The organism is Candidatus Polarisedimenticolia bacterium (genome assembly GCA_036001465.1).
Lineage (GTDB): Bacteria > Acidobacteriota > Polarisedimenticolia > Gp22-AA2 > Gp22-AA2 > Gp22-AA3.
This window is the reverse complement of record DASYUH010000088.1, coordinates 1-25,033: the sequence shown is the minus strand read 5'-3', so window position 1 is coordinate 25,033 and position 25,033 is coordinate 1. Positions and strand designations below refer to the sequence as shown.

The window sequence follows — 25,033 nt, the reverse complement described above, 5'->3', positions numbered from 1 at the left end:
CGCCGCGGTCCCCGGCACCATGCCCGGACGGGCTCCTAGGTCTCTCCGGGGTCGAGCGTCCGATCGACGTGCATCCAGATCACGCGAGAGTACCGGAACAGAACCGGCGAGCCGAGGAGGATGACCGGCAGGCCGGCCGCCAGGACCGCCAGGTCCGAAAGGCGCCGGAAGAGGGCATGCACGAGAAGGACGGCCAGCAGGTACGCCGGGACCGCCATGGCATAGCTGACGTACATGGCCCCGACGAAGTACCCCGGCTCCCGCTCGAAGACGAGGCCGCACACAGGACAAGCGTCGTTCATCGTCAGGAGGCCGCGGAAGGCGCGCCCTTCCAGGCACCTCGGGCAACGCTGGCGCAGCACGGCGATCGCCCGGTCCTTCAGGTTGTGCGCCGGCATCCCCTACCTCCGCGGAAACCGGACCGAGCCTACCATGGCGCCCCGCGCGACCCGGTCCGCCAGACCTTACGCAAGCGCCGCGATGGGATCACGACGGCGCGCGGAGTGACACCCGGCTGGATGGTGCAATGGGACGCCGTTCTTGATCCCGGCGCGCGGCTCATGTAGGCTCTGCCCCACCATGACAGGCAGCACGTCCCTTCCGGACCCTCGGGCCATCCTCGAGGAGGCGCGGTCGCTCCGCTCCTTCATCGTCGACCTCACCCTGCGCGTCTGCCGCGAGAGGACCGTCAACTACTTCCCGGAGGACTTCCCGGGGGGCGGCCCGGACGGCATGACCTCGCCCGGGCAGGAGGGGAAGGTCACCGCCGTTCTGGCCGGAGAGCTGCAGAAGCTGGACATGCGCCCCACCACGCACGCCAAGGTGCCGGGCCGGGACAACCTCCTGGCGACGGTCGGCAAGGGGCAGCCGGGGTTCCGCCACATGCTGGTGCTGCTGCACACGGACGTCGTGCCGAGCGGCGCGCCGTCCGACTGGAGGTTTTCCCCGTTCGAGCCGTTCGAGAAGGGGGGGAAGCTCTACGGCCGCGGCGTTCTGGACGACAAGGGGCCGCTGGTGGCGTCGTTCGCGGCGCTGCGCATCCTGAAGGCGCACGAGGACCAGCTGCAGGGGGCCTTCACCTTCGGCGCGGTCGGGGACGAGGAGGTCGGCATCGGCGTCGGTCTGCCGTTCCTGATCGAGCAGGGGCTGATCAAGTGCACCGACGCCGTCATTCCGGACATCGCCGGGAACATGAAGGAGATCAACATCGCGGAGAAGGGGCGCGTCCTCCTCAAGGTGAAGGCGCGCGGCAAGCAGGCGCACGCGATGGAGCCGGCCAAGGGGGTGAACGCGATCAACGCCATGTCGCGCTTCCTCGTGGCGCTGCAGAACACCCGGCTGCGCCACCGGGCGCATCCGGTCCTGGGCGGGCCGACCGTCAATGCCGGCCTCATCCGCGGAGGCGTGGCCCCCAACGCCGTGCCGGCCGACTGCGAGGCGACGCTCGACATCCGCTACGTCCCCGGCCAGACGGGGGACGGGATCCGGGCGGAGGTGCAGGCGCTGGCCGACGAGGCGATCTGGGGGCCGGGCGAGGTCGCCGCGGGCTCCCTCTCGGTCGAGATCCTGCAGGACGCGAAGCCGTGCGAGGTGGCTCCCGACGCGCCCATCGTCAAGCGGATCCTGCGGCACGCTCCGGACGCGAAGATCACCGGCAGCGGCGGCGGCACGTTCGCCAAGGACCTGGTCCTGATGGGCGTGGACGCGGTCGGATGGTCGTGCGGCGACGAGGCGACCTATCACCAGCCCAACGAGGAGATCGAGGTGGAGCAGCTCGTGACTTTCGCCGGCCGCCTCGCCAACCTGGCGTTCGAGATCGCGAACGAGAAGCGTGCGTGATCCTGGGCCTCGTCCTGCTGTCGGCCCTGGCGGCCGGGACGGCGCCCGCCGGGGAGCCGCCCCCGAATCCTCACGACGCCACGGCGCACCACCCGTTCACGGACGTCGACAAGTGGACGAAGCTGTTCGACGACCCGAAACGGGACGAGTGGCAGAAGCCGCAGGAAACCGTCGCCGGGCTGGGGCTCAAGCCGGGACAGATCGTCGCCGACCTGGGGGCCGGCACCGGCTACTTCGAGCGCCATCTCTCCCGGGCGGTCGCGCCGGGGGGCATCGTCCTGGCGATCGACTCCGAGCCGGAGATGGTGCAGCACCTGGGCCGGCGGGCCCTGAAGGAGCAGACTCCGAACGTCGTGCCGGTCCTGGCGCTGCCGGACGAGCCGTTCCTCCCGCCCGGCCGGGTCGACTGCGTCCTGATCGTCGACACGTACCATCACATCGACGATCGCCTCAACTACTTCCGGCGGATGAAAGGGGCGCTGGCCCCCGGGGGCCGGGTCGCGATCATCGACTTCCACAAGCGCGAGCTGCCGGTGGGGCCGCCGCTCCAGCACAAGCTGGCGCGCGATTTCGTGCTGGACGAGATGACGCAGGCGGGCTGGTCGCTCGCGGGCGAGAAGACCTTCCTGCCGTACCACTACTTCCTGATCTTCCAGCCCGCGCCGCGCTGAGCCGCGGCGCCCGAGGGTGACATGCTGACCACGTCCGACTTCAAGAAGGGGCTGGCGATCCAGGTCGAGGGTCTCCCGTACATCATCATGGAGTACTCGGTCCAGACGCCCTCGGCGCGCGGCTCGGCGACCCTCGTCCGCATCAAGGGACGGAACGTGATCACCGGCCAGGTCCTGGACATGACCTTCAAGTCGGGGGACAAGTTCGAGGAGCCGGACCTCGAGCGCCGCAAGATCAATTTCATGTATGCGGACGGCGACGATTTCCATTTCATGGACGAAGAGTCGTACGAGCAGTTCCACATGGACCGCCGGGCCCTGGGGGAGACGGTGCAGTGGCTGAGGGAGGGGGTGACGCTGCGCTCGATCGTCTTCGAGGGCCGCGTGGTCGGCGTCGAGCTTCCCCAGTTCGTCGAGCTGAAGGTGATCGAGACCGGCCCCGGGGGACGCTCGGACATGGCGAGCGGCAAGGTGACGAAGGCCGCGACGCTCGAGAACGGCACGGAAATCAGGGTGCCGGTCTACCTGGCGGCAGGCGAGACCGTGATCGTGGACACCGGCACCGGGGAATTCGTGAAGCGCGTGGGAAAATGACGGCCCGCCCGCGTGCCGCGGGAGGCGGGTTCGCAGGAGGAGTCGCATGAAACTGTCTCGCAGGACGATGGCCCGCGCCGTGGTCGGCGCCCCGCTGGTCCTGGCCGCCGCGTCGGCGGCCGGGCTGGAGTCCCTGTTCGGGATCGGAGCGGCCCGCGCCGCCGGCCAGGCCGACGAGCCGCAGGCGTCCCGGCCCGAGCCGGACGAGCCGCCCGTCGCCCGATTCCTGGCGCGCCAGGAGGAGGGCCTGAGCTCCGACGAGCGCAAGCGCGTGCGCCGGGACGTGACGCAGCTGGAGCAGGCGCTCAAGGAGGTCCGCGACTTCAAGATCGGCAACGAGGTCCCTCCGAGCGGCACCTTCCGCGCCCTCAGGGCGAGGAGGTCCCATGCTCGGTGACGACGTCCTCTACAAGCCGGTCACCGAGCTGTCGCGCCTCGTGCGCTCGCGGAAGATCTCTCCCGTCGAGCTGACGCGCGCCTGCCTGGCCCGCATCGACGCGCTGAACCCGAGACTCTCCGCCTTCGTGACCGTCACCGACGACCTGGCGCTCGCGGAGGCGAAGCAGGCCGAGAGGGAGATCGCCGCCGGCCGGAACCGCGGCCCGCTCCACGGCATTCCGTATGGCGTCAAGGACCTCGTCGCCACCAGGGGAATCAGGACGACCTGGGGCGCGAAGCCGTACGAGCACCAGGTGTTCGACCGGGACGGGGCGGTCGTCACGAAGCTGCGCGCCGCGGGGGCGATCCTGCTCGGCAAGCTCGCCATGATCGAGCTGGCGGGCGGGCTCGGCTACTCGAAGGGGGATGCCTCCCTGACCGGCGGGGCGCACAATCCGTGGGCCCTCGATCGCTGGACCTGCGGCTCGTCGTCCGGATCGGGAGCGGCGGTCGCGGCGGCCCTGGTGCCGTTCGCCATCGGCTCGGAGACCTGGGGATCGATCATCTGCCCGTCCTCCTTCTGCGGCGTCTCCGGCCTGCGCCCCACTTTCGGCCGCGTGTCGCGGCGGGGGGCGATGGCGCTGTCGTGGACCCTCGACAAGCTCGGTCCGATGGCCCGCTCGGCCAGAGACTGCGAGCTCGTCCTCGAGCGCATCCAGGGGCGCGACCCGGACGACCCGTACTCGTCCGAGGAGAAACCGGCCCCCGCGTCCGACCCGTCGGCCGTGAAGCGACTGAAGCTCGGCTGGTTCAAGCTCGACTTCGAGAAATTCGGCGACAAGTCGGTCGAGAAGGCCTTCCTGGCGGCGCTGGAGGATCTGCGCCGCTCGGGAGTCCGCATGGAGGAGGCGAAGCTCCCCGACCTGCCGTTCGAATCGACCACCGTCGTGGTGCTGTCGGCGGAGGTGGCGACCGCCTTCGAGGAGCTCGAGAAGACGGGTGAGGCGCGCACGATGGTCAGCTCGGGCGCGCCGCTGTCGTTCGTGACCGCCCGGGCGGTGGGCGGCGCCGATTACGTGAAGGCCCAGCGCGTGCGCACGGTGTGCCAGCAGGCCATGGCCGATTTCTTCTCGCGCTACGACGTCCTGCTCTATCCGGGCGAGGGGCACACCGCCTTCCCGCTCGACAAGGATTTCAGCGACATCGCCTGGGCCGACCCGGTCGGCGCCGCAGGCAACCTGTGCGGCCTGCCGGCGATCTCCGTGCCGTGCGGCTTCGGCGAGGGCGGCCTGCCGGTCAGTCTCACGGCCCTGACCTCTTCCTTCGAGGAGGACAAGGGGATCTCCATCGCCCGGCACTTCCAGCAGATCACCTCGTGGCACGTGAAGCGACCGGCGCTCGACCCGCCGACCGGGACGCGCGCCGCCGGAGTGCGAGCCGCCGGGGCCCCGTCGCCCGCGGGCTCCTGAGGGGGGCGTGGATCCGAAGGGCAAGGTCGCGCTGATCTCGGGGGCCGCGCGCGTCGGGCGGTCCGTGGCCGAGGCCCTGGCGCGCCGCGGCTGCCACGTGGCGCTCACCTACAACCGCTCGCGCGACAGCGCCGAGGAGGCCGCGGCCAGGGTCCGCGCCCTCGGCCCCCGGGCCCTCGCCCTGCGCGCCGATCTGTCGGCGCCGAAGGGGGCCGCGGCGGCCGTCGATGCGGTCCGCGCCAAGCTCGGCGGCCCCGACATCCTGGTCGGCATGGCGTCGGTCTACGGCAAGACGCCGTTCGCCGGCCTCGACGAGGACGCCTGGCGGGCCAACCTCGACGTGGACCTGTCGAGCGCGTTCCACCTGGCGCGGCGCGCCGCTCCCATCATGAAGCAGGCGGGCTCCGGGCGGATCGTCCTGCTCGCCGACTGGCTCCCCGCGAGCGGCCGCCCGCGCTATCACGGTTTCCTGCCGTACTACGTCGCCAAGGCAGGGATCATCGGCCTGGCCGAGAGCCTGGCGCTCGAGCTGGCCCCGGAGATCCTGGTGAACTCCATCGCCCCGGGTCCCATCCTGAAGCCGCCCGGATTCAGCGCCAAGGCCGACCGGGCGGTGCGCCGGGAGACGCCGCTCGGGCGCTGGGGCGGCCCGGAGGAGATCGCGCGCGCCGTGGTGTTTCTCGTGGAGACCGAGTTCGTCACCGGGGAATGCCTGCGCGTCGACGGCGGCCGTCACCTCCGCTGAAGGGTCCCGGCCGGGACCGACCGACATGAAACCGTCTCGACCGTCGAAGCCGGGCAGGGGAGGAAGGGGCTCCGTCGCGCCGAGGGGAGGCGCGCCGGCCCCGGGCGCGCCTGTCCCGCGGAGCGGGCGCCTGCGGCGCGACGCGCTCGTCATCTTCCTCGGCCTCTGGTTCCTGTACGGCGCGACGATCGACCGGACCGACGTCTACGACTACGCCCTGCAGCAGTTCGTCATCGCCTCCCTGGTCGGCCGGGGCACGTATGCGATCGGAGAGGCCGGCGACGATCGGCTCAAGCGGGTGACCGACACCTTCGTCTACGACGGCCGGCGGTTGCCGGCCAAGCAGCCGGGGCAGTTCACCATCGGCGCCCTGGCCTATCTGGCGTGCGCCCCGTTCGGCATCGCCTACAACCGGGATCGGATCCTGGCCTCGGCCGCGGTCACGTGGCTGACGTCGTCGCTTCTGTCCGCCCTGGCGGCGGCCTGCCTGTATCTGCTCCTGGCCGGTGTCTGGGGGTTCGCCCCCGCGCTCGCCGCCCTCGCGGCGGCCGCCTGCGGCGTGGCCACCATCCTTTTCCCCTATTCGGGAGTGGCCCATCACGACATCCTGGCGGTCTCCTGCCTGGTCATCGCGCTCCTTCTGATCGAGAAGTCGATCCACACGGAAGGGCCGGCCGGCGCCGCGAGGGGCCGGACCCTCGCCGCGCCCCTGGGCGCGGGGGTCCTCCTGGGCCTGACGCTGTGCACCTGCTGCCGGCGATGATCCTGCTGGTCATCGTGGCGCGCGTGGCGCTCGCGCGGAGCCGGATGCGCACCCTGGCCGTGCTGGCCGGCCTGCTCGCGGGGTTGCTCCCGCTTCTGGCGTACAACGCGCACTATTTCGGCAGCCCGTTCCTGCAGGCGAACGCGGCAGGGGGCTTCACCGACACGTTCTTCCGGCCGGACGCCGGGAGCTTCCTGCATCACCTGAATGTCTATTTCGGGACGGGAGACCTGTCGCTGTGGAAGTACATGCCGATCGTGCTCCTCGGGGGAGCGGGGATCGGCTTCCTGGATCGCCGCCTCCGCGCCGAGAGGCGCATGCTGTGGGGGGCGATCGCCCTGCATCTCGCCTACGTGCTGAACATCGAGACGATCGGGGGCTGCCAGTACGGCCCCCGGTATCTGATTCCGATCGTGCCTCTCGCGATGCTCGGGTTGGCGCCCCTCCTGGCGTGGGGGAAGGCGGGGAGGAGGGTCTGGCCGGCGGTGGCCGCGGGAGCCCTCGCCATCGCTTCGACGGCGGTGAATCTCGTCGGCGCCCTCAAGGGGACCATGTTCTGCGACACCCGGGCATTCGCGTTCCTCGAGGACCTTCGTTCGCTCGCGGGGCTGTCGCCGGGCGACTTCCCCCTGGCCCCGCTCTGCCTCGGCCTGGCGGTTCTCGCCGCCATCGGCTTCGGCATTCGTACCCGGCTCGCCCGGCCGAAGACTCGGACCGCCTCCTAGTCAACCTGGGGATCCTGTTGTAGTATTCGCCCCCCTGAAACAAGGAGGCTCGACCATGAATCAGCGAATCATTCGGATCGCCAATCGACCGGTCGCGGCCGCCGCGGCCGTCATCCTGTCGGCCGCCGGGCTCGCGGCCGCCGCGACGCCGGCGTTCGCGGCGCCGGAGACCTACGTCATCGATCCGGCGCACAGCGCCGTCGGCTTCTCGATCCGCCACCTGTTCAGCCGCGTGCCCGGGCGGTTCACCAAGTTCGAAGGGAAGATCGTCGTCGATCAGGCCGACTACACGAAGGGCTCCGTCGACGTGTCGATCGACGCCGCGAGCATCGACACCAACGAGCCGGCGCGCGACAAGCACCTGAAGAGCCCCGACTTCTTCGACGTGGCCAAGAACCCGAAGCTCACCTTCAAGTCGACCAAGGTGACCCAGGCCGGGCCGAACAAGCTGTCCGTCGAAGGAAACCTCACGATCCGCGGCACCACCAAACCGGTCACGCTGGACGTCGACGTGCTCGGCTTCGGCCCGGGGTACGGCGGCAAGACGCTGGGGGGCTTCGAGGCGCGCACCAAGATCAATCGCCAGGACTTCGGAGTCGCCTGGAATGACATCATCGAGGGGGGCGGCGCCGTCCTCGGCGACGAGGTGGAGATCAAGATCAACATCGAGGCGGCGAAGGAGAAGCCCGCGCAGCCCGCCGCGACCCCGACCCCCAAGAAGGGGAACTAGGCCGAGATTCCGACGGGCTCCCGGGGTTCAGGGGGCCGGGAGGACCGACCCCGAGGTCGTGACCGCCTCTCCCGCGGGGGCCAGGTGCCGGGCGAGGAGGGCTTGCGCCTCGGCGACGTGCGCCGCGAGGCGATCGCGGGCGCACGACGAAGGGGCGAAGATCACCATCGCCAGCGCGCGCGTGGCGGGAGTCACCGAGGTCCTGAACGAATCGGAGGTCGGGTTCCCGAACGGCCCCTCGGCGTCCGCCAGGGTCGGACGCCCTTCCAGGTGGACCTCGTCCTTGCGGATGCCGGGATACGACTCGCCCGGCCTGCCGCGTCGCAGCGTCACCTCCCCGCGAACGCACCCGGCATCGTACAGGCCGATCGGCAGCAGGAACCGCAGGGAGCACAGGGTGCAGACGTCCACGGCGTTCAGGATGCGCGGCAGCCCCTTCCCCTGCAGGACACGGCGCAGCAGGGCCTCGGAGGAAGGCCGCGTGCGGGTCGGATCGATCCCGAAGTCGCGGTAGAGCTCGCGCGCCGGGGCCAGATCGGCGATCTCCCCCGGCGCGCGCCCCGCGTGCTCCGATGCCAGGGCGGCGGCGATCCGCTCCATCTCGGCCAGGAGCGGCTCGCCGGCCGGTCCCACCGCGACCGGCGCGGCATGGATCAATCCGGCGCGCAGGAGGCGGCGCGCCTCATCGTCCATCCGGAGTCCCGTCCCGGGTTCCCACACGTCCTCGGCCTCGTTCAGTCCGGAGCGCCCCGCGCTCACCTCGACGGGGCCAGCCGGCGGTTCACGACGCCGAACGGCGCCGGCAGGCTCCCAACGTACAGCAAATCGTAATCCACGCTGGCGCGGATCGAGGCGAATCCCTCGAAATAGGCGGCGATGCCGGCCACGTCCACCAGGAAGTCCGGGTCGAGCCGCGACAGGTCCACGGAGACCATCGCCCCCGGAATCCGCTCGAACGTGACGCCGGCTCCGCGACGGCTGACCCTCAAGTTCAGGCGCTTCTGGGCCGCGATGCAGTGGAACTGGCAGAGAAGCGGCACGTCCAGGGGAAGGGCCACCTCGGCCGAGGCGAAGGCGAAATTGAAGAAGGCGTTGTCGAGGACGTTTCCGCCGAACACGCCCGGCGACAGGAACGGCCCGCCGAACTCGCCGGAGTTCGGGAAGTAGTCGAACCCCACCAGGTCGAAGGCGTCGGAGGGGAACCCGGTCCGGTTCATCCCCGTCGTGACGGCGTTCCACAGTCCGAAGGCGATCTGCGAGAAGCCGTTCGGATCGGCGAAGAAGCCGTCGGAGCGGATCGTCAGAATCGCCCCGAACTCGAAATCGTCGGCCGATGAGAGGACCCGGCCGATCGGCGTCGAGATGCGGGCCGCCGGGAGGGTCGTGTCGTACAGCACCCGGAGCGTTCCCGGGCGGTCGCCCGCGAAGTGCGGCGCCTCCTCGGGGACGTAGGCGAAGCGGGCGGCGACATCCCCTTCCTGGAAGAAGACGTTTCCGGACTCCCCCGCAATCGGATCGGCTTCGAAGCGCTCCACCATCTGGGCCCCGGCGGGGGCTGCGCCCCCGGCCAGGGCAAGGGACGCCCCGAGGGCGGCGGTCAGGAGGGTGCGGTTCACGGCGCTCGTCTTGGTCATGGCAGGCTCCTTGTGAGAATGGCGAAAGAGAACGGCGGAAGGCGTGCCGGCAGGGCCGCGACGGGAGCGCCGTTCTCGGCGTTGAAGATCAGGATGCGCGGATCGAAGAAGCTCGTGTCGGCGACCAGCAGGAGCCCGTCCCCGTCCACCTCGATGGTGGCGATCTGTCCGGGGCTGTCGAAGATCGTCCCGAGGACCTCGCCGGTCGTCGGATCGAACGCCTTGACGTAGTTGTGGAACGAGGCGTCCGAGACGACGCAATAGCCGCGGCTGGCGGAGTGCACGGCGACGGCCGACACGTTCCCTCCCAGCGTGTCGTCGTCCACCAGGAGGCCGCGGGCGGCGCGGGTGATCGGATCCACCGTCTCGATGCCGCCGCTCAGGACCGGGACCCTGCTGGCGATCCCGGGGAAGAGGCCGGCCAGGCCGACGTAGATCAGGCCGGTCGCCCCCGAGTAGGACAGCGACTCGAACGGATTCTGCCCGGACAGGTCGATGACATCGACCACCCGGCGCGACACCGGGTCGATCACCGCGAGTCGCCCGCTCTTGAACTCGCTGAAGCTGGCGTTGGCGTCCTGCAGCGTCACGTAGATGAGCCCGTCGTGCAGCAGAGCCTGGTCGGCGCGCGGCAGGCGATCGGAATTGGCGGCGTACGGCGTGAGATCGATGCGGTCGATGACGGCGCCGTCCCCGAGATCGACGACGGCCACGTCGTTGAACGCCGCGCCGTAGCGCGTCACGAAGGCGAGCCCGGCGTCTTCGACGGTTGTGCTGCTCCCGCCGGCCCCGGGCGCGTCGGGCGGCAGGACGACGAGGTCGTGCGGGTTCGAGAGGATTCCGGTCGAGTGCTCGAAGATCGTAGTGAACGAACCGTGCGGATCGAGCCCCTGCAGATTGTCGAACGTGAAGCGGTTCACGATGATCGGTCGGCCGTCCTCGACGCGGGCGATCGGATCGCTGCTCGTCACCTCGAGATCCGTCTCGAGCGTGATGCGCGAGTCGTAGCGCACCTGGACGACGGCGACCTTGCCGATCGGCCCCTGCATGTCGGTCCCGGCGACCAGGTAGCGGCGGCGCTTCACCGCGACGAACGTCCCGGGGTCCGGGATGCCGTACAGGGTTGCTCCCCCCGCGAACCTGCGGGAACCGTCCTGCAGGGGCCCGGTCAGGTCGAGCAGCAGCGCGGCATTGCCGACGTGGATCGGTCCGAAGAGCCCGGTCGCCACGACGCCGCCGGCCAGAGTGCCGCGGATGGCCATCGGCTGCGGCGCCTCGAACGCCTGCGGCACCCCGCCGGCCAGCACCGAGACGATGCGCGCCCGCGCTTCGAACGACTCCTCATCGTCGCGCAGCGTGGCGTCATCGAAGGTCATCTCCATTTCGACATCCAGTCCGCGGTAGGGCAGCCCCACGACGATGATGGTCGTGTCGGGGTAGGTCGCCACGACGTCATAGATTGGCTGCAGCCGGGCGGTCCCCGCCCCGGGGAGAGGGTGGATCGGCTGGACCCCCGGGCCGCAGCCCAGCCCCGTCGCTCCGATCGCCAGGGCCGCCGCCGCGGTCGCGAGCGTCGTCGCTGCGGTCGCGAAGGTCGCGGTCGCGAATCTCGCAGCCGGCGCGCGGCTCAAAACTCCCACGACAGCCTCCCGTGGATGCTCCGTCCCGGCAGGGGGAAGCGGGCGACGTCGCGCGTCGGCTCATCGGCGATGTTCTTGATCTCGATCGTGCCTTGCAGGCCCCGGCGCAGTCGCGCGCGATACCCGAGATCGTGCAGGTAGCGGGCCGGCAGTGCCCGGCTCGGCGTATTCGAAGGATCGACGAAGTTCCGGCCGACGTATGTGAACTCGTAGAAGATCCGCCCAAGGCCCAGATCGAGCACCGCCCCGGCGCCCACCTCGTCCTGCGCGCGTCCGGGCAGGATGTTGCCGTCGCCAGGTCGGCGGCGGGTGTCGACCGGACTCTGGTGCGTGGCGTTCAGGGAGCCGGTGAAGCGCGACCCCAGGGCCAGCGCCAGGCTCAGCTCCACGCCGCGGATCCGCGCCCTGTTGATATTCAGGGCCACCACGGTGTTCTGGGAGTTGGGGACGAACTGGATGAGGTCCTCCGCCGTGGTCTCGAACCCGGTCGCCTCGATGCGCGCGTGACGCAACAGAGGGCCGGCGGGTCGGCGCACGTCGATCGCCAGGCCGAGGTCGAGGCTGCGGCCGCTTTCCGGGCGGAGCGCGGGATTGCCCAGGACCGAGCCCCGATTGCCGAACAGCTCGACGAAGTCGGGCAGGCGCTGGAAGCGGCCGAAATTCCCTTTGAGGGTCAGCGCGCCCCCGGCCCTCAGGCGGAACCCCAATTTGCCGGTGGTGCGCCGACCGGCGGGGAGGTCGAAGACCAGGCCGCCGGTGGGGCCCGGCCGGAAGGTGCTCTCGTAGCGCTCGTGCCGCAGCGAAGGGTTGATCACCAGCCGGTCGGATCCGAAGGAGATCTGATCCTCCAGCGTCGTCGTGGTCGTGCGGCGATGGGCCGTCCCCCGGCCGCTCGGGCCGGACGACGCGAGGTCCTCGAGATCCGCCGTCTCGGCGCGCCGCGACGCCAGGAAGGAAATCGCCTGCCGCGACGAGGCGGCGACGACGAGGGCGGCCTCCGCCCCGATCGAGTCGGTCAGGGCGACGTCGTCGACGTTCCTGCCGGACAGCCCGATCAGGCCGCGCGGGTCGTCGAACTCCTCGCGGTAGCGCGTGAAATCGGCCGCGACCCTGGCCAGGAGGCGGCCGCCGGCGAGCCCCGGCACCTCCAGCTCCGGCCGGATGAGGAAGCGGGAGGTCGTGAACCGCGCCCAGGGGGACAGGCCGCTGTCGAGGCCGGGCACGCCCTGCTCGCGCGCGAACAGATCGGTGGCGACCTGGAAACGCGCTCTCGGCCCGGCCTTCAGCGAAAACCGCCCCGACAGGTGGCCGCGGCGGAAGTCGTTGTTGTCCCGGAGGAGGTTTCGATCGTCCCCCGGCTCGTGGGGCGTGCTGTTGTTGTTCAGGTATTCGAAATCGCCCCGGCTCCCCGCGCCGTCGAAGCCGAAGGTGTAGTCCCCCCGCCCGCGCGTCCCTGCAACCGAGGCGATCGCCTCACCCGAACGAAATGATCCGACCGAGACCGAGGCGCCCCCCGCGGGGTCGCCGCCGGTCCGCCGGGTGTGGATCATGATCGCCCCGCCGATGGAGGCGGCCGGCACGCCGGCCGGAGTGAACCCGCGGTACACCTCGATCGACTCGACCTGGCCGAGCGGCAGGTCGGCCAGGTTGACGCCGCCTCCCAGGGCCCGGTTGAGCGGCACGCCATCGAGGTAGACGATCACCTGCTCGGCGCTCGATCCGCGGATCGAGACCGTGGCGAACTCCCCCCCCAGGCCGCGGACCTGCACCCCGACCGCGTCGCGCAGGAGCTCCTGGACGGACGTGACGCGGCCGGCGAAGTCCTCCGCCCGGATGACCGTGGCGAACGCCGTCGAGTCGAGGGCCGCCTGGCCTTCGGCGTTGCCGCGGACCTCGACCCTCTCGACGGGGCGATCGGGCGCGGGAGGATCGTTCGCCGCCGCGGCCCCGGCGAGGGGCAGCCCGAGCGCGAGCAGCCAGGCGGCGGATCGCTTCACAGGCAGTCACCGGCGGCCGGCCGCCGCACATCGTGGGCCGAGGAGAAGCCGTAGCCGAGACCGCTCCCCGGCGGGTTCTGGCGCACCAGGTAGAAGAACGCCGCGCCCCGCGCGGGGGCGGCGGCGTCGGCCAGGCCGCGCGTCGTGAGATCGGTCGAGTCGTTCTCGACGCAGGTGACGACCCCGAGATCGACCAGCCCCCCCGTGGCGTGCAGAGCCGCGACGCCGCCGCGAACGACGTCGTAGGTGATCCCCGTGCCGAGGAAGTTCCAGCGGACCACCGTCGGCGACGCCTCGGCCACCTCGAGATCCAGGACGGGCACGAAGAAGGGATCCGGAGCGTCGCTCGCCGGATTGCGGCAGGAGGCGGCCTCCAGACCGTCGATCACCCCGTCGCCGTCCGTGTCGGGGCGCGCCGGGTCGGTCAGGTAGTAGTCCCTCTCGGCCTCGTCGGACAGTCCGTCCCCGTCGCCGTCGGGCGCCGTGCCCGGGGGGAGCGGACGCGCGTGAATCGCCACGACCGAATCGAGATCGAGCCCGTCGGAAGGACCGGGCACGCCGATCGGAAGGTTCGGATCGGTGATGCGCACGTACCGGGCCCGGGCCAGGCCGACGGTCGCCAGATCGAAGGCGTCGCCGCCGTGCCCCGAGACCCCGCCCGGCGCCGCCGCATCGAAGACCAGCGGGTCGTCGGGGACCAGGTAGTTGCCGGTGAAGCTCGGCGTGATCCCGGCGAGGCCGACCAGACGAGGGAGGAGGCTCTTGTCGGTGCAGATCGAGACCACCTGGGACAGGGCCGCCGCATCGTACGGGAACATCCTGAAGTCGATCCCGTCGTCGCTCGCCTCCACGATCCCCGGCTCGGCGAAGACGCTGTAGGGATCGGCCGCGGATTGGGGTACGGACGTGCAGAAGAACGGATTCTCGAAGACGATGAAATCGGGTCCCGGGGCGTCGATCACCTCGCTGTCGGTGAACTCAAGGGTGATCTGCCCGCCGTGCCCCAGCGACAGCACCGCGAGCGACCCGGTGGTCGGCGTGGCGTTTCCCGGCGGACCAAAGACAATCCCCGGCTGCCAGCTGTTGGTCGCCGGCGGAGACGAAATCGTGCCCATGACGAGGGACACGATCCGATCGGGGAAGCAGTCGGTGAGCGACTGGGCGCGGGCTCCGGGACCCGGAGCCGCGGCCAGGATCGCGACGAGCGCGACGGCGGCGAGACGGCGCATGGCAACCCCCCTCGAGGCAGAACGACCTCGCGACGGATTGCCGGGGGAGACAGGGAAACAAAAAACCCCGGCCTCTCTCGAGCCGGGGAGTCATCGGTGGCGTGCGCCGAGATCCCTCTCCCGCGAGAGGTCCGTCACGACATCATCGCGGGCAGGTTTCCTGGCTCGCGGCTGTCTACTCACCGGCCCTTCCCAGAAGCCCGTGGCTCCCAGTGGGACTTTCCGGCTTTCGGTACCGCTCACAGTTGCGGGGCAGCGGGGGCTTCACACCCCCCTTCCCTTTTCAATCGTCCCGGCAGGCCGCCGGCACGATCGCCCACGATGCGAAATGACAAAGATCGAAAGCGCCCCTTATATACGCCGGGCCTCCGGCCTTGTCAATGTCAAGGCGTCGTCCCGGCGGGCGTCAGAGCGTGCGCTCGAAGACCTCCACGGCCCAGAACCAGGTCCCGCCTTCCCGTCGCCGATGCGTTCCCGCCCGCTCCAGCGCCGCGGTCATCGCCGCCGGCGGGTGCACGTACGCCCGGAACGTCCGGCCCCGAAGCCGGTTCGTGAAATTGAACGCCGCCATGACGAGGCGGACGATGAACCGCGGGCGGGGATAGCTGAACGCCACGAGCCGCCTCGCGCGGTCCGCGGCGGCGCCCAGGAGCCGGGTGAAGTCAGGATCGCAGCAGACCACCCGGTCGAGAGTCACGAGGTCGGCCAGGGGGAGGCTCTGCGCCACTTCCGGAAAGTCGGCATGCAGGAAGTCGACCCGCCCGGCATGGCCGCGCCGCCCGGCCTCCGCTTCCGCGACCGCCAGGTAGGCCGCCGAGGCATCCACGTGCACCGCGCGGGCGAAACCGCGCTCCAGGAGGACGTGATGAATCGCGCCGACGCCGCCGCCGACATCCAGCAGGACCGGTTCCGGGGGGAGGGGGATCTCCCCGATGGCCGCGAGCAGCTGCCGGGTGCTGGCGTCGGGGCCGCGGCTCTGGAAGCGCTTCAAATCGTGCTGCGCGAAGCGGGCGTCGAACTGTTCATCGGTGGCCTGGCAGCGGCAGCAGGTCATGCGCGCGGCCTCGCGGCCACGATGACTTCGACGCCCCGCGCTGCGAGCTCGGCCTCCACATCACCGGCCAGAAGCCGTCGCGCTTCGTCATGTCCCCTCAGTGCGGCATCCATGTGGCACAGCGTCAGGCCGCGCACGAACAGGTGAGCCTGCTCCCCCGGACAGAGCTCCGCCGCCGGCCGCATCTCCTTCGGAATCCAGGCCAGCTCCCCGGTGAACGGCATCGCCCGCACGGCCTCGTGCTCCTCTTCGACGTGGTCCAGGAAATGAGCGTGGTCGGCCCGGCGCAGAATGACCATCTGTTTGGTCGCCCGAGTCCGCTCGAGCAGCTCGTACAGGCCGGCGAGGGGGATCATCGCATCGTTCTCCGCCGCCAGGTAGAGGGTCGGAACGTCACGCCCCCAGGTGAAATCGAGCTGGACGGGGAGAATCCCCGGCTTCGGCCGGGAGCTTCCGCCCGGGGCGAGGGCCACCACGGCCCCGATTCGCCCATCCGCGCCGGTTGCGGCGAGCGCGGTCCAGCCACCGAAGCTGTATCCCGCGATTCCGATGCGTGCGGCATCGATGCGGGAGTCCGGGTCCCACGGCGCGGCGCCGAGAAAGTGATCGAGAAGAAAGCGGATGTCCGGGACACGGTTTGCGATCCAGGCCTGCGCCCGCGCGGCCCTTCGCTCGCTGGATTCATCATCCGCGCGCGCCAGCCCGGCCGCGACCACTTCGGAGTGATCCATGGCCGCGACCACGTACCCGTGGCTGGTCAGATGCGTGCAGAGAAAGGTGGCCATCCGTCGCTGCCACCGCGCGGTGCCGTGCGAGAAGATGACAAGCGGATACGTATCCGGCCTGGCGGCGGCATCCCGCACGGCCATCTGACGCCGAGGCGTGCCGATCGACGGCACGGTGAAGCAGTCCTGGGTCTCGGGAGCCAGGTCCTGGCCCGCATGCCGCTCGGCCGCCGGATACCAGACCTCGCAAGGGAACCGGCAGTCACGCGCCGCGTCACGCGCCTGGATCGTGCGCACGCCGACAGGGAAGCGACCACGGACGAATGGATCGTACCTGCCCATCTCGATCGCCTCGTCAATAATGAACGATCATCGGGAGCCCGGGCTGAAGATCCCTGGTGACCCCCTGAGTGCCGTTGTCGAGCGTCACGTCGAGCAGCCACCGCGTGCCCACATCGAACGTCACGAGCCCCTGTCCGGCAAGATAGGACGCGGCGGGGGGAAGGCGGTCCTCTCCGGGCGCGACGACGCGCAGTCGGGTCAGGCGCCGCGCGCCATTGGGGTGGAGGAACATCGCCCCCTTGACCGGGTCTCGCGCGAGCGCCTCGTTCTCTTTCTCGCGCGTGCTTTCGCGATGGGACGAGATGGAGAGCGAGACGGCCCTGGGCATCTCCTTCGGCGTCATCATCTCGATGACGGTGCCTGGATCCATCCAATCGGCGGTGACCGTCCAGGTCGGGAAGGGGAGCTTCTGCGGCGTCGCCGGCGTGCGATCGAAGACGATGCCGATCGGAGAGTAGCCCGTCTCGCGCCACGCCGACTTCAGCCGGAACTTCTCGGCGCCGGCCTTCGATGCCGGCGAGACCGGAACGGCCGGGTCGGGATAGAGAAGCTCGAGGAACCCATTGAGGAGCTCGACCGAGACCGACGCCGTCCCCTGGCCATCGTGACGATTGATCGTCGCGGCGATGCGGAACCCCGCCTTCTCCAGTGCCGTGCGCTCCCGCGCTCCGGTCCCGACCACGATCCACGCGTGGCTCAAGCGGAGCGGGGGCGCGTCGGCCGCGAAGGCCGATCCGCCGACCGCGACCAGCAGCACCGCGGAACGCAGCACGCCCGCCCTCACTGCAGCACTCCGCGTTGCCTCAGCCTCCAGGCGTACAGGCATATCGCCACCGAGATGCCCCAGCCCACGATCAAGCCGAAGAAGCCGATCGCGATCACCAGGGCGTTCCTGGTCAGGAGGGTCGCCAGCGGGCCCCCCATGAAGAGCTGCCATATCACGCTGGCGATGCTGAGAGCAAGGGCGGCGACAAAGAGTTCGAAGGCTCGCTTCCGCAACAACCACAGCCAGGTGGCCGCGACCAGGCTCAGGATCGTGAGCCCCATGCCGAAGAGAACGCTCCCGGTCGACTGGTTGCGGAGGATGGCCAGCTGCTCCTCCGGGAGAGGATAGACCCCAAGCTGAATCAACGCTCTCGCCAGCAGACCCCACGCCGTCGAGATGACGTAGAAGATGAAGATCCCCCAGACCCAGCCGGGGCGGACGCGCGGCGGCGGGACGGGATCAGGGTGGATCGAGTCTCGCTTCACGGCCGTTCATGCCCCGGTCCGATCCGGACAATCATGATCGAATTCACCGTGACGAAGAAAGGCGATGGTCTGTGCGATCACGTCCGGGCCTTTCATCATGAAGGTGTGCGTCCGTGGAACGGCCAGGAAATCGCTCATGCCCTCGACCTTGGTCCGCTCGACCGTCACCATGCCATCGTCGGCGCCCGGAAGCAGCCATGAGAACAACGGGTTCCATGTGCGGGTGCCCGCGATGACCCCCAGCTCGAAGTCGACAGGCCCGAGTCGAGCGGGCAAGCTCGATGAGTCCGTGCCCAACTGGCCGCGCGATGGACCCATGTGATGACGGACAATCGGGATCCGTCTCATCAGATCGACCAGCTCGCTGCCACCGTTGGGTGGGCCGAGCATGACCACACGGCCAAGATTCGCCGGTCGGTGGTGTTTGATGTAGTAGCGCACCACGATGCTGCCGAGCGAGTGCGTGACAAAATGAACGCGCACAGCACGCTCAGGACAGCGCCGCGCCAGCTCGATATCGAGGTGTCTGGCAATCGCCTCGACCGACTCATGCCGCGACGCATAGGCGACGCTCACCACGCGATAGCCCCGGGCCTCGAGCCGCCGTCCGAGCCGCTCCATCGATTGAGGAGACCGACCGAGACCGTGTAGAAGAACGACCGTCTCGCGTCCATCGTGCGTCAGGTCTGCCTGCGCACGTATCGGCCAGCCCAGAAGTGGAAGCAGCGCCAGGGCGGCGGCACGCGCAGGCCATCGGAATCCCCTCCCGGGGATCCGGTGCGCGGTCATCTCGAGCCAACCGCTGGACAATCCGGCCACGTATCCTTTCACTCGACGACCCGGCCACTACCAGTGAAGCAAGAAGACGGGCGCCATCGCTGCAACGGCAGCGCCGACTTGCAGCGCCAGGATCGGCACGGCCTGTCTTGGTGACTGCGGCACCCATTGGATCGTGAAAAACAGCACGATCGGCACCTGCGCGGCCATGAGAAGCTGCCAGATGTGAGCAGCTGCACCCTCATCTGCCTGGGGCGCGGGACCGTGCAAGGCAAGGAAGATCAACACCGTGGCGAGGGCACCAAGGGACATGGCAACGGGGAGGAAGGCGCTCGGGTGCTTAAGCATGGTCGATGGGCACGGATTCATAGTCGCATGCTGCGCAACCGACCTCGGCTGGGTCATCATATGTCACAACCAGGTCTCGATTGGATCCCCACTTGTGTTGTTATGCCGCCCGCCCGATCGCCACGTTGACCTCCTGTGGCACGGCCAAGCCATACCCGTCGACATACTGCGGCAGCGGGAGTCGTCCGGCGACCGAGAGCATAGATCGAGGCCTGTGACGGCGCCGCCGGGGGCCACCCGACGCGCCGCGAGTCGCGAGACGACGCCCGTTCCGCATGCGACGTCAAGCACACGCTCGCCCGCTCGTAAATCCAAAAGATCGAGGAGTGGCGGCACCCACGGTCCACTGATGAACGGCACGACCCACCGCTCGTACCGCTCCGCAGCATGGCCCTGGAGCTGGAACTGAGTCAGCCTCTCCGCTTCGCTTCCAGACTTGGCCTCATCTGCGGGTGTCATCGGATCGTGTCTCCACGCTCCCTTCTCTCGATCGCCGCACGGAAGAGTAGGGTCTGTCCGACCGCCAGTCAACCGATGCGAGCGACCCCCCATGGACTTCACGGGATACCGGAAGATCGCCTCCACATGTCCGATTTCCATGAGCATCCTCGATCCGAGCCCGCGCAACGCTCCCGCTCAGGCGCGGCGGGCGCGAACCCCTATGGGAGCCATCTTAACTGCCCGTCGGCGCGGGGAGATGAGAGGCGTGGAACACGGACAGCTTGGGTGAGCCGTCCGCCTGGCGCACCCAGACTGTGGACACGTACCCCTCCGCGCGCAGCGGCATCCCCCCCTGTTGAGCTGTAAAGAGGAAGTGGGCTGTGCACCACGCCACCTGCCCGGCTGTCTGGACCCGGAGCTGCGAGAGGCTGATGGAGATTCCCTCCAGAGTGTCGAAGGACCCGGAGATCCAGGCGCGAATTCCCTCGGCATTCTCGAATTTCCCAGGCGGCACCGGATCAAACACGATGGCGTCCCGTGTGAACGTGCCCGCGGCAGCTTCCACATCCTCGCGCTCCCAGGCGGCTGCAAACCCCTTCAAAGCGGCTTCCACCTCTGTCGCCGATGCCTCGCCGACCTGGGGCGGCGGGGCCGCTGGGCAGGCCACCGATATCATCAGGGCGAACACCGTCCAGGCCACCGTGGATCGTGGCGGGAAGGCAGAACATCGTGCATGTGGGGTCTTCATTTCTGGCCGCCTTTCTCATGAGGAAGCATCGTAGTGTGCCGCCGCGTCCGCCGAACGCCCCGGTCAAGCGATGGTCAGGCGCCCTCTAGAATCGAGATGCCGGCGCCCGTTTCAATCTCACGTGTGAATGAGAAACCCGCTGCATCAAACAGCGCCACGTACTCCCCGAATGTCGCCCAAAAGGGGGGCAACCCGAACATCCGCACGTAATCGCGCATGGACTGTGGATGATCGGCGCGCAGCATTCGAGACGCCGGCGAGTGGCGGAACTTGCCATCGCACGATTCGAACACGCCGTGCGCGGAAAGAAGCCGCAGGACCCGGCCCAGGGCTTCAGGGTGCGCGCCGACCGACGTGGCCAGCTCGGCGGCAGTTCGTGGGGTCTCGTCCAGCTTGTCCGCGACGGCAAGATTGGCCACGACGTGCAGGCCACGCGACAGACAGTAACCTCCGGCGATCTGTCGTAGCGTCTCGAACGGATTCGGCTCAATCATCGGCGCTTCTCCTGTCTGGATGCGTAAGACGTCTTATTTCAGTCCCAGCGCTTTGCCGGCAGCCAGGAGGCGAATCGCCTCCTTGAGACGTCTGAGTTTCGTGTCCTCGCGCTTGGCGGACTCAATCCAGGCGAAATACCGCCGGCGTTGCGAGGGCGCCAACGCTTCGAAGTGGCGCAAGGCTTTCGGGTGATTCCTCAACTCTGCCTGGATGCAGGCCGGAAGCCTTGAAGGCATCGGAAGCCGCGGTGGTCGAGGACCATAGCCGCGATCGGTGGGGGCCCGTTCGATCCCTGGCGGTTTCAATCGCCCGCTGGCCTTCAGCTCGGCGTAGCGTTGCCGATTCACGGCGGACCATCGGCTGTTCGCTCTGCGCGGCGTGAACTTCTGCGCGTACCGCCGGTCGTCCAGGCGCTTGACGAGACTGTCCACCCAGCCAAAGCACAGCGCCTCGTCCCGCGCGTCCTTGTACGCGATCGACGCAACGCCGGTGTGTCGCTTGTAGAAGATCAGCCAGACCTCCGACACCGAGGCATGATGCCCGGTGAGCCATTCGCGCCACTGATCGAGCGTCCTCACAAGCAATGTCTTCATGGTTGGACAGCATCAGGCGAAGTTCGGAACGTGTGCCGCTGTCGCATCAGAGCAACGATGTCATGGCCCTCTGCCTCGTCGATCCCCTCGGCAAAACGAAACGTCCTGGCTCCATAGTCGAAGGCGATGACTCCAGCACACATACCCCCGGGTTTCCAGCTCGACCGACCATCCCAGGGATTGAACGTCGCCGGAGACACCCGAAGATTTGAGATACTCCCGATCTCATATTCCCGGGCACGCGCGATGCCAAAGAGTTCGCGGCGGACAAGCAACGCATCGGGTCGGAGGACGACGCGCTCCCTTCCGCAGAGCATCCAGAGCAGGGACTTCAGCGCCAGACCACCGAACGCCGTCCACATGACGAGCCACACAAAAAGAAACAGGCTTGGCTGGCCGTCTGCCGGTTTTTCGAGGAGCTGCCGGATGACCATCACCTCGCCGAACAGCCAGCCCGCGAGCCAGACTGGCAGGAACAGTATCGCGAAGACGTGACGCCTGGCGGGGATGATGACTTCCAGACCCTCCGCGACATCAGACCAGCTGGCTCGGTGTTTCGGAATGGGGACGCTGACCAAGCAACGCTCCATCATGATGCCGTCCAACGGCCTTGCCTCTCAGCCGCGGCCACCGCACGCGACACTGTAGCACCTGCGAGGATGGTGAAGCGGTGGCCGTCGGCTGCGGCGGCGAGTCAGGCGGCGCGCAGGGGCAGTGTGGCTTCCCAACCAAAAAAGGCGTGCTCCCTCATTGCAATGAAGATCGCGCGCGCCCTCTCATCACGCCTTGTCCTGGGGCACGCGATGCTGACCGACGCTCCTTGCGCACGCCCATCCGACGACGAGACCAACTCCTGCGCTGATGGGCACCTCTAAGGCTCCCAGCATCACGGTCGCAGGAGGCATGAAGCCCGGGTGAAGGAGGTCGATGACCAAGCCGGAAGCGGCCCCCAGCATGACACCGATCGCGAGAGTGCCCAGAAAACCTCGAAGCCAGACGGATCCCAACCGGGCGCTTGCGCGAGCGAACACGCTTGCGATCCAACCCGCGACGAGCGGGGCCACGATCAGAGCGACCCAGTTCAACCTTACTCCTGTTTCATAATCCATACAGTGCTCGATTATCTGGGCGTCCAACGCCCCGGCTAAGCTGCGACGCGCGTGCGCAGCCGCTCAATCCGCCACGGATGTCCCGCGCGCCGCCAGCTGATGTTATGCGTCTCGCCGACTCTTCCAGGTCTCGGGATCTCGGTGCCCGTGTAGGCAGGCCAGCACCACGATCTCGTGCTCGGATACGAGGTAGAAAACACAATAGGGAAACCGGCGGAGTAGGGCGCGTCGCATGTCGCCGTGGGCGATCGCGAAGGCAAGCGGGCTGCGCTCGATGGTTTCGAGGCAACGATCAAGGGTTTGCAGGAACTGGTCACCAAGATCATGACCTCGCTCTCGGTACTACCCGAGAACCCCCTCGACGTCCGCCTCCGCCGCGGGCGTGAGGCGTAGCGTCACTTCTTGCGCGCCAAGGAGTCGCGAACCGCCGACCAGGGCCGGGCCGCTCGAGGGTCTTTCTGGTGCTCGGCGAGGCGACGGTCCAATTCCTTGCGTTGGGCCTCGGTTACGGGAAGCGACTCAGGGTGCTGAGCGATGCTATCCCACGCGGCCTCAACAAGTTGGATACGCTCCTCGATACTGAGGCTCAGAATTTCTTCAAGCTGGGCTGGACTCATGTCCCAAAGTTTACGCCGGCACTGGCCCGGATGCAATCAGTACGCATAACGCCCCGCATAACCTGCGGGCCGGACCGGCGCGCGCCTTGCCGTTCTTGCAAGGCGCGTGACGGAACGGACCGTCAGGTTCACGCGCTTGTTAGGCGACCCATACCTCCGTGCATTTGCCTCCTTCGCCGGACGAAACCGTCGACGCTCCAACTCCCGGCGCCGTGCGAGGCGAAAAACATGAATATGAAGCAAAGCAGCACGGCGGGCTCCCCGTGGTTTTGGATGGGCCAGGCGCCGCCGGGCTGATGAAACTGAAAATAGGCCACTGCCATCTCCCCCGACAAGACAAAGGCGACCGGTTGGGTGAAGAGCCCGAGCAGGATCGCAGTGCCGCCGTAAAACTCCAGCACACCTCCGATCCACGTCTGTGACATCATCGGCGGGTGTCCCCCGTACTGGGCGGGGACTCCGCCGAACCAATCAAAGATCTTCATGCCTCCAGCTTGGAGAAACAGCAGGCCGGCAACGACGCGTAATAGGAAAACTGTGATTTGCCTTGCCCGCTCCATGTTCATGAGTTTCATAAGGGGTGATCCTCCTCTTTGATGTATCTCGACTCGTCAGCAGCTTCAGGTCGCCTGACGTTCCCGCTCAGGCGCGGCGGGCGCAGGACCTCCTGACGTCAACCTCAGACCCGCTGGCCGCCGACGGCTGCAGCGGGTAGTTGGCCCGCTGGTCTACCATGTTCGGTCGCACCATGGGCCCTGAACGAATCGGCGTCAACATCCACTGGGGCCTTGCCCCGGTATTCGTATTGCCGCCCATGCTGATAGTCGCTCTAGCTGGCTTCGTCGATGGCTTTAGCTCAGCCAGCTGCGCCAGAACCATTCGCCATCCCTGTCGCACCATCACCAACACAATTGAGACCCTGGCGGTGCCGCTGTGATCCTTCCCCTCTAGAGTCGCCTTCTGAGTGCTGTTTGCGGTGACAACGGCCGTATCACCGTAAATTCGAGTTTTTGCGTCTTCAAAGACGAGTGATTCGAACTTCTCGGTGCCCGACTTGAACAATTCAAGGAGCTGCGCCTTAGTGAAAATCTCGCCGTCGTGGCTGACAAACGTAAACTCGTCAGCCCACGCCCTATTAAGAGCGCTGAAGTCACGCGTCGACATTGCTGCCGCGTACCCGGCAAGGTATGAGTCGACTGCCGCCTCGTTCAGTGCCGGATTGCCAGCAGCCGCCTCGGTATTAGCGGTTGCATTTGCAGGGTTGATCGTGTCTGTAGGAGGTTGCTCGCAGGAGCTAGCCAATACAAACAGAATCACCACAATAGCGAAGTATGCAAAAGGTCTTCGCATAATACCACCCTCCTCTACAGATACCGGCTGCAAGACAAACGGTGGCACAGCCGCAAAGCGCCGCTCGTTCAAGGTGCTTACCAACCCATTCGAGCCTCGTCAATGGTTTGCCCAGCCAATCGAGGTACTCCGCGCCTCTGTCGGCCCAACGCCCCGGCTAAGCTGCGGCGCGCGTGCGCAGCCTCTCAATCCGCCACGGCCCCCCGCGCGCCGCCAGCTTCAGCCGGTTGTTGGGCGGCTCTTCGAGACTAGACACGTAATGGGCTATTTGCTGCGCCAACACAAGAACGTACCTTCTTCACCACGGTCCTCAGCGATCCGCGCCCGTTTGAATGCCTCGTGGTCGAAGCCTTCCATGGAACTGAGCTTTGCTGTGAGTTCGTCTCCACCGACTACTAGCTCGACTGGGGCATAAAACGCAAAATTGCCCGGGGTGGACTGCGAACCGTTAATCGCCCAGAACGCCTCCGCATACACTTCTCCAGAGGTGACTACTTCAATCTCAACGGTCCGAATATCACACCACCGGACGTAAAACTGGCGGGCTCCGCTAAACCAAGCGGCAATGCCGGCCTCGTCGAATTCGACACGCGGCGCTTCGTTCACGTTCTGATCAGTCATTGCGCTAGTCCGCCCAACGCCCCGGTTCAGGCGCGGGGGGCGAACGCCCAACGCGCCGGCCCAGCACCTCCCAACCCGCCCACCGCCGCCTGCAACCGGTAGTTCGGCGGCCGTTCCCGATTGGCGATGCTTACCGCCCGCGCGGAGG

Annotated in this window: 30 protein-coding genes and 1 riboswitch; of the genes, 10 read left to right on the top strand and 20 right to left on the bottom strand. The window is 68.1% G+C overall.

The window, feature by feature from the left end:
* Nucleotides 1-35 precede the first annotated feature (35 nt).
* Nucleotides 36-398, bottom strand: a complete 363-nt coding sequence (locus tag VGV60_16195) for a DUF983 domain-containing protein (protein HEV8702813.1) — start codon at nucleotides 396-398, stop codon at nucleotides 36-38.
* Between the two features lie 181 nt (nucleotides 399-579).
* Between VGV60_16195 and VGV60_16190 the strand changes: the two genes are divergently transcribed.
* From VGV60_16190 to VGV60_16150, 9 genes are read left to right on the top strand one after another with little or no spacing between them, the layout of a single operon-like run.
* On the top strand, nucleotides 580-1,839 hold the full coding sequence (locus VGV60_16190) for a M20/M25/M40 family metallo-hydrolase (protein HEV8702812.1): 1,260 nt from the start codon (nucleotides 580-582) through the stop codon (nucleotides 1,837-1,839).
* Nucleotides 1,836-2,510 (top strand): methyltransferase, encoded by a 675-nt coding sequence (locus VGV60_16185; protein HEV8702811.1) that lies wholly within the window; start codon nucleotides 1,836-1,838, stop codon nucleotides 2,508-2,510. Before VGV60_16190 ends, VGV60_16185 begins: the two co-directional genes overlap by 4 nt.
* A 21-nt stretch (nucleotides 2,511-2,531) precedes the next feature.
* Nucleotides 2,532-3,104 (top strand): elongation factor P, encoded by a 573-nt coding sequence (efp, locus tag VGV60_16180; GenBank protein HEV8702810.1) that lies wholly within the window; start codon nucleotides 2,532-2,534, stop codon nucleotides 3,102-3,104.
* A gap of 46 nt (nucleotides 3,105-3,150) precedes the next feature.
* The gene (locus tag VGV60_16175; GenBank protein ID HEV8702809.1) at nucleotides 3,151-3,501 is read left to right on the top strand and encodes a hypothetical protein; all 351 of its coding nucleotides are present in this window, start codon (nucleotides 3,151-3,153) and stop codon (nucleotides 3,499-3,501) included.
* Nucleotides 3,491-4,951 carry an amidase gene (locus tag VGV60_16170; protein HEV8702808.1) on the top strand — a complete coding sequence of 487 codons (1,461 nt, stop codon included), beginning with the start codon at nucleotides 3,491-3,493 and terminating at the stop codon, nucleotides 4,949-4,951. Before VGV60_16175 ends, VGV60_16170 begins: the two co-directional genes overlap by 11 nt.
* Before the next feature lie 7 nt (nucleotides 4,952-4,958).
* Nucleotides 4,959-5,696, top strand: coding sequence for an SDR family oxidoreductase (locus tag VGV60_16165; GenBank protein ID HEV8702807.1), 738 nt, complete (start codon nucleotides 4,959-4,961; stop codon nucleotides 5,694-5,696).
* 25 nt (nucleotides 5,697-5,721) lie between these two features.
* Entirely contained in the window at nucleotides 5,722-6,459 is a 738-nt protein-coding gene (locus tag VGV60_16160; GenBank protein ID HEV8702806.1) for a hypothetical protein, read from the top strand.
* Nucleotides 6,456-7,184 carry a hypothetical protein gene (locus tag VGV60_16155; GenBank protein ID HEV8702805.1) on the top strand — a complete coding sequence of 243 codons (729 nt, stop codon included), beginning with the start codon at nucleotides 6,456-6,458 and terminating at the stop codon, nucleotides 7,182-7,184. The genes VGV60_16160 and VGV60_16155 overlap by 4 nt, the downstream gene beginning before the upstream one ends.
* A 55-nt stretch (nucleotides 7,185-7,239) precedes the next feature.
* Nucleotides 7,240-7,914 (top strand): YceI family protein, encoded by a 675-nt coding sequence (locus tag VGV60_16150; protein HEV8702804.1) that lies wholly within the window; start codon nucleotides 7,240-7,242, stop codon nucleotides 7,912-7,914.
* Nucleotides 7,915-7,941: 27 nt separating this feature from the next.
* On the opposite strand, the gene VGV60_16145 is transcribed toward VGV60_16150, so the two are convergent.
* The 15 genes from VGV60_16145 to VGV60_16075 all read right to left on the bottom strand — a co-directional run bounded on the left by VGV60_16145 (nucleotide 7,942) and on the right by VGV60_16075 (nucleotide 21,793).
* Nucleotides 7,942-8,673, bottom strand: coding sequence for a phenylalanine--tRNA ligase beta subunit-related protein (locus tag VGV60_16145; protein HEV8702803.1), 732 nt, complete (start codon nucleotides 8,671-8,673; stop codon nucleotides 7,942-7,944).
* A complete protein-coding gene (locus VGV60_16140; GenBank protein HEV8702802.1) occupies nucleotides 8,670-9,548 on the bottom strand; it encodes a hypothetical protein in 879 nt (292 codons plus the stop codon). The genes VGV60_16145 and VGV60_16140 overlap by 4 nt, the downstream gene beginning before the upstream one ends.
* Nucleotides 9,545-11,188: a hypothetical protein gene (locus tag VGV60_16135; GenBank protein ID HEV8702801.1), complete on the bottom strand. Its 1,644-nt coding sequence runs from the start codon at nucleotides 11,186-11,188 to the stop codon at nucleotides 9,545-9,547. Before VGV60_16135 ends, VGV60_16140 begins: the two co-directional genes overlap by 4 nt.
* On the bottom strand, nucleotides 11,176-13,185 hold the full coding sequence (locus tag VGV60_16130; GenBank protein ID HEV8702800.1) for a TonB-dependent receptor: 2,010 nt from the start codon (nucleotides 13,183-13,185) through the stop codon (nucleotides 11,176-11,178). Before VGV60_16130 ends, VGV60_16135 begins: the two co-directional genes overlap by 13 nt.
* On the bottom strand, nucleotides 13,182-14,414 hold the full coding sequence (locus VGV60_16125) for a hypothetical protein (GenBank protein HEV8702799.1): 1,233 nt from the start codon (nucleotides 14,412-14,414) through the stop codon (nucleotides 13,182-13,184). Before VGV60_16125 ends, VGV60_16130 begins: the two co-directional genes overlap by 4 nt.
* A gap of 132 nt (nucleotides 14,415-14,546) precedes the next feature.
* Nucleotides 14,547-14,749: riboswitch (cobalamin riboswitch) on the bottom strand.
* Between the two features lie 71 nt (nucleotides 14,750-14,820).
* Nucleotides 14,821-15,468 carry a methyltransferase domain-containing protein gene (locus VGV60_16120; GenBank protein HEV8702798.1) on the bottom strand — a complete coding sequence of 216 codons (648 nt, stop codon included), beginning with the start codon at nucleotides 15,466-15,468 and terminating at the stop codon, nucleotides 14,821-14,823.
* The gene (locus VGV60_16115; GenBank protein HEV8702797.1) at nucleotides 15,465-16,535 is read right to left on the bottom strand and encodes a dienelactone hydrolase family protein; all 1,071 of its coding nucleotides are present in this window, start codon (nucleotides 16,533-16,535) and stop codon (nucleotides 15,465-15,467) included. The genes VGV60_16120 and VGV60_16115 overlap by 4 nt, the downstream gene beginning before the upstream one ends.
* A 13-nt stretch (nucleotides 16,536-16,548) precedes the next feature.
* A complete protein-coding gene (locus VGV60_16110) occupies nucleotides 16,549-17,307 on the bottom strand; it encodes a hypothetical protein (GenBank protein ID HEV8702796.1) in 759 nt (252 codons plus the stop codon).
* A gap of 8 nt (nucleotides 17,308-17,315) precedes the next feature.
* The gene (locus VGV60_16105) at nucleotides 17,316-17,786 is read right to left on the bottom strand and encodes a hypothetical protein (protein ID HEV8702795.1); all 471 of its coding nucleotides are present in this window, start codon (nucleotides 17,784-17,786) and stop codon (nucleotides 17,316-17,318) included.
* A 6-nt stretch (nucleotides 17,787-17,792) separates the two neighbouring features.
* Nucleotides 17,793-18,470 carry an alpha/beta fold hydrolase gene (locus tag VGV60_16100; GenBank protein ID HEV8702794.1) on the bottom strand — a complete coding sequence of 226 codons (678 nt, stop codon included), beginning with the start codon at nucleotides 18,468-18,470 and terminating at the stop codon, nucleotides 17,793-17,795.
* A gap of 162 nt (nucleotides 18,471-18,632) precedes the next feature.
* Nucleotides 18,633-18,911 (bottom strand): hypothetical protein, encoded by a 279-nt coding sequence (locus VGV60_16095; GenBank protein ID HEV8702793.1) that lies wholly within the window; start codon nucleotides 18,909-18,911, stop codon nucleotides 18,633-18,635.
* Nucleotides 18,912-19,584: 673 nt separating this feature from the next.
* Nucleotides 19,585-20,052 carry a nuclear transport factor 2 family protein gene (locus VGV60_16090; GenBank protein ID HEV8702792.1) on the bottom strand — a complete coding sequence of 156 codons (468 nt, stop codon included), beginning with the start codon at nucleotides 20,050-20,052 and terminating at the stop codon, nucleotides 19,585-19,587.
* 122 nt (nucleotides 20,053-20,174) lie between these two features.
* A complete protein-coding gene (locus VGV60_16085) occupies nucleotides 20,175-20,594 on the bottom strand; it encodes a hypothetical protein (protein ID HEV8702791.1) in 420 nt (139 codons plus the stop codon).
* 33 nt (nucleotides 20,595-20,627) lie between these two features.
* Nucleotides 20,628-21,188 carry a YdeI/OmpD-associated family protein gene (locus VGV60_16080; protein HEV8702790.1) on the bottom strand — a complete coding sequence of 187 codons (561 nt, stop codon included), beginning with the start codon at nucleotides 21,186-21,188 and terminating at the stop codon, nucleotides 20,628-20,630.
* Nucleotides 21,185-21,793 (bottom strand): hypothetical protein, encoded by a 609-nt coding sequence (locus tag VGV60_16075; GenBank protein HEV8702789.1) that lies wholly within the window; start codon nucleotides 21,791-21,793, stop codon nucleotides 21,185-21,187. The genes VGV60_16080 and VGV60_16075 overlap by 4 nt, the downstream gene beginning before the upstream one ends.
* A 744-nt stretch (nucleotides 21,794-22,537) precedes the next feature.
* Between VGV60_16075 and VGV60_16070 the strand changes: the two genes are divergently transcribed.
* Nucleotides 22,538-22,690: a hypothetical protein gene (locus VGV60_16070; GenBank protein ID HEV8702788.1), complete on the top strand. Its 153-nt coding sequence runs from the start codon at nucleotides 22,538-22,540 to the stop codon at nucleotides 22,688-22,690.
* A gap of 2 nt (nucleotides 22,691-22,692) precedes the next feature.
* Here the strand turns inward: VGV60_16070 and VGV60_16065 are convergent, their stop codons facing one another.
* From VGV60_16065 to VGV60_16050, 4 genes are all read right to left on the bottom strand, one after another.
* Nucleotides 22,693-22,914, bottom strand: coding sequence for an addiction module protein (locus tag VGV60_16065; GenBank protein HEV8702787.1), 222 nt, complete (start codon nucleotides 22,912-22,914; stop codon nucleotides 22,693-22,695).
* 128 nt (nucleotides 22,915-23,042) lie between these two features.
* Complete coding sequence (locus VGV60_16060) at nucleotides 23,043-23,489, bottom strand: DoxX family protein (protein HEV8702786.1); 447 nt, start codon at nucleotides 23,487-23,489, stop codon at nucleotides 23,043-23,045.
* Between the two features lie 67 nt (nucleotides 23,490-23,556).
* Nucleotides 23,557-24,336 carry a nuclear transport factor 2 family protein gene (locus VGV60_16055; protein HEV8702785.1) on the bottom strand — a complete coding sequence of 260 codons (780 nt, stop codon included), beginning with the start codon at nucleotides 24,334-24,336 and terminating at the stop codon, nucleotides 23,557-23,559.
* A 192-nt stretch (nucleotides 24,337-24,528) separates the two neighbouring features.
* Complete coding sequence (locus tag VGV60_16050; protein HEV8702784.1) at nucleotides 24,529-24,885, bottom strand: hypothetical protein; 357 nt, start codon at nucleotides 24,883-24,885, stop codon at nucleotides 24,529-24,531.
* Nucleotides 24,886-25,033 lie beyond the last annotated feature (148 nt).

Coding starts and splice junctions, on each gene's coding strand:
- VGV60_16115 (HEV8702797.1), bottom strand. CDS start 16,535: ATGGGCAGGTACGATCCATTCGTCCGTGGTCGCTTCCCTGTCGGCGTG.
- VGV60_16140 (HEV8702802.1), bottom strand. CDS start 9,548: ATGACCAAGACGAGCGCCGTGAACCGCACCCTCCTGACCGCCGCCCTC.
- VGV60_16155 (HEV8702805.1), top strand. CDS start 6,456: ATGATCCTGCTGGTCATCGTGGCGCGCGTGGCGCTCGCGCGGAGCCGG.
- VGV60_16065 (HEV8702787.1), bottom strand. CDS start 22,914: ATGAGTCCAGCCCAGCTTGAAGAAATTCTGAGCCTCAGTATCGAGGAG.
- VGV60_16120 (HEV8702798.1), bottom strand. CDS start 15,468: ATGACCTGCTGCCGCTGCCAGGCCACCGATGAACAGTTCGACGCCCGC.
- VGV60_16195 (HEV8702813.1), bottom strand. CDS start 398: ATGCCGGCGCACAACCTGAAGGACCGGGCGATCGCCGTGCTGCGCCAG.
- VGV60_16170 (HEV8702808.1), top strand. CDS start 3,491: ATGCTCGGTGACGACGTCCTCTACAAGCCGGTCACCGAGCTGTCGCGC.
- VGV60_16095 (HEV8702793.1), bottom strand. CDS start 18,911: ATGCTTAAGCACCCGAGCGCCTTCCTCCCCGTTGCCATGTCCCTTGGT.
- VGV60_16160 (HEV8702806.1), top strand. CDS start 5,722: ATGAAACCGTCTCGACCGTCGAAGCCGGGCAGGGGAGGAAGGGGCTCC.
- efp (HEV8702810.1), top strand. CDS start 2,532: ATGCTGACCACGTCCGACTTCAAGAAGGGGCTGGCGATCCAGGTCGAG.
- VGV60_16060 (HEV8702786.1), bottom strand. CDS start 23,489: ATGAAACTCATGAACATGGAGCGGGCAAGGCAAATCACAGTTTTCCTA.
- VGV60_16085 (HEV8702791.1), bottom strand. CDS start 20,594: ATGATTGAGCCGAATCCGTTCGAGACGCTACGACAGATCGCCGGAGGT.
- VGV60_16125 (HEV8702799.1), bottom strand. CDS start 14,414: ATGCGCCGTCTCGCCGCCGTCGCGCTCGTCGCGATCCTGGCCGCGGCT.
- VGV60_16175 (HEV8702809.1), top strand. CDS start 3,151: ATGAAACTGTCTCGCAGGACGATGGCCCGCGCCGTGGTCGGCGCCCCG.
- VGV60_16080 (HEV8702790.1), bottom strand. CDS start 21,188: ATGAAGACATTGCTTGTGAGGACGCTCGATCAGTGGCGCGAATGGCTC.
- VGV60_16050 (HEV8702784.1), bottom strand. CDS start 24,885: ATGACTGATCAGAACGTGAACGAAGCGCCGCGTGTCGAATTCGACGAG.
- VGV60_16150 (HEV8702804.1), top strand. CDS start 7,240: ATGAATCAGCGAATCATTCGGATCGCCAATCGACCGGTCGCGGCCGCC.
- VGV60_16190 (HEV8702812.1), top strand. CDS start 580: ATGACAGGCAGCACGTCCCTTCCGGACCCTCGGGCCATCCTCGAGGAG.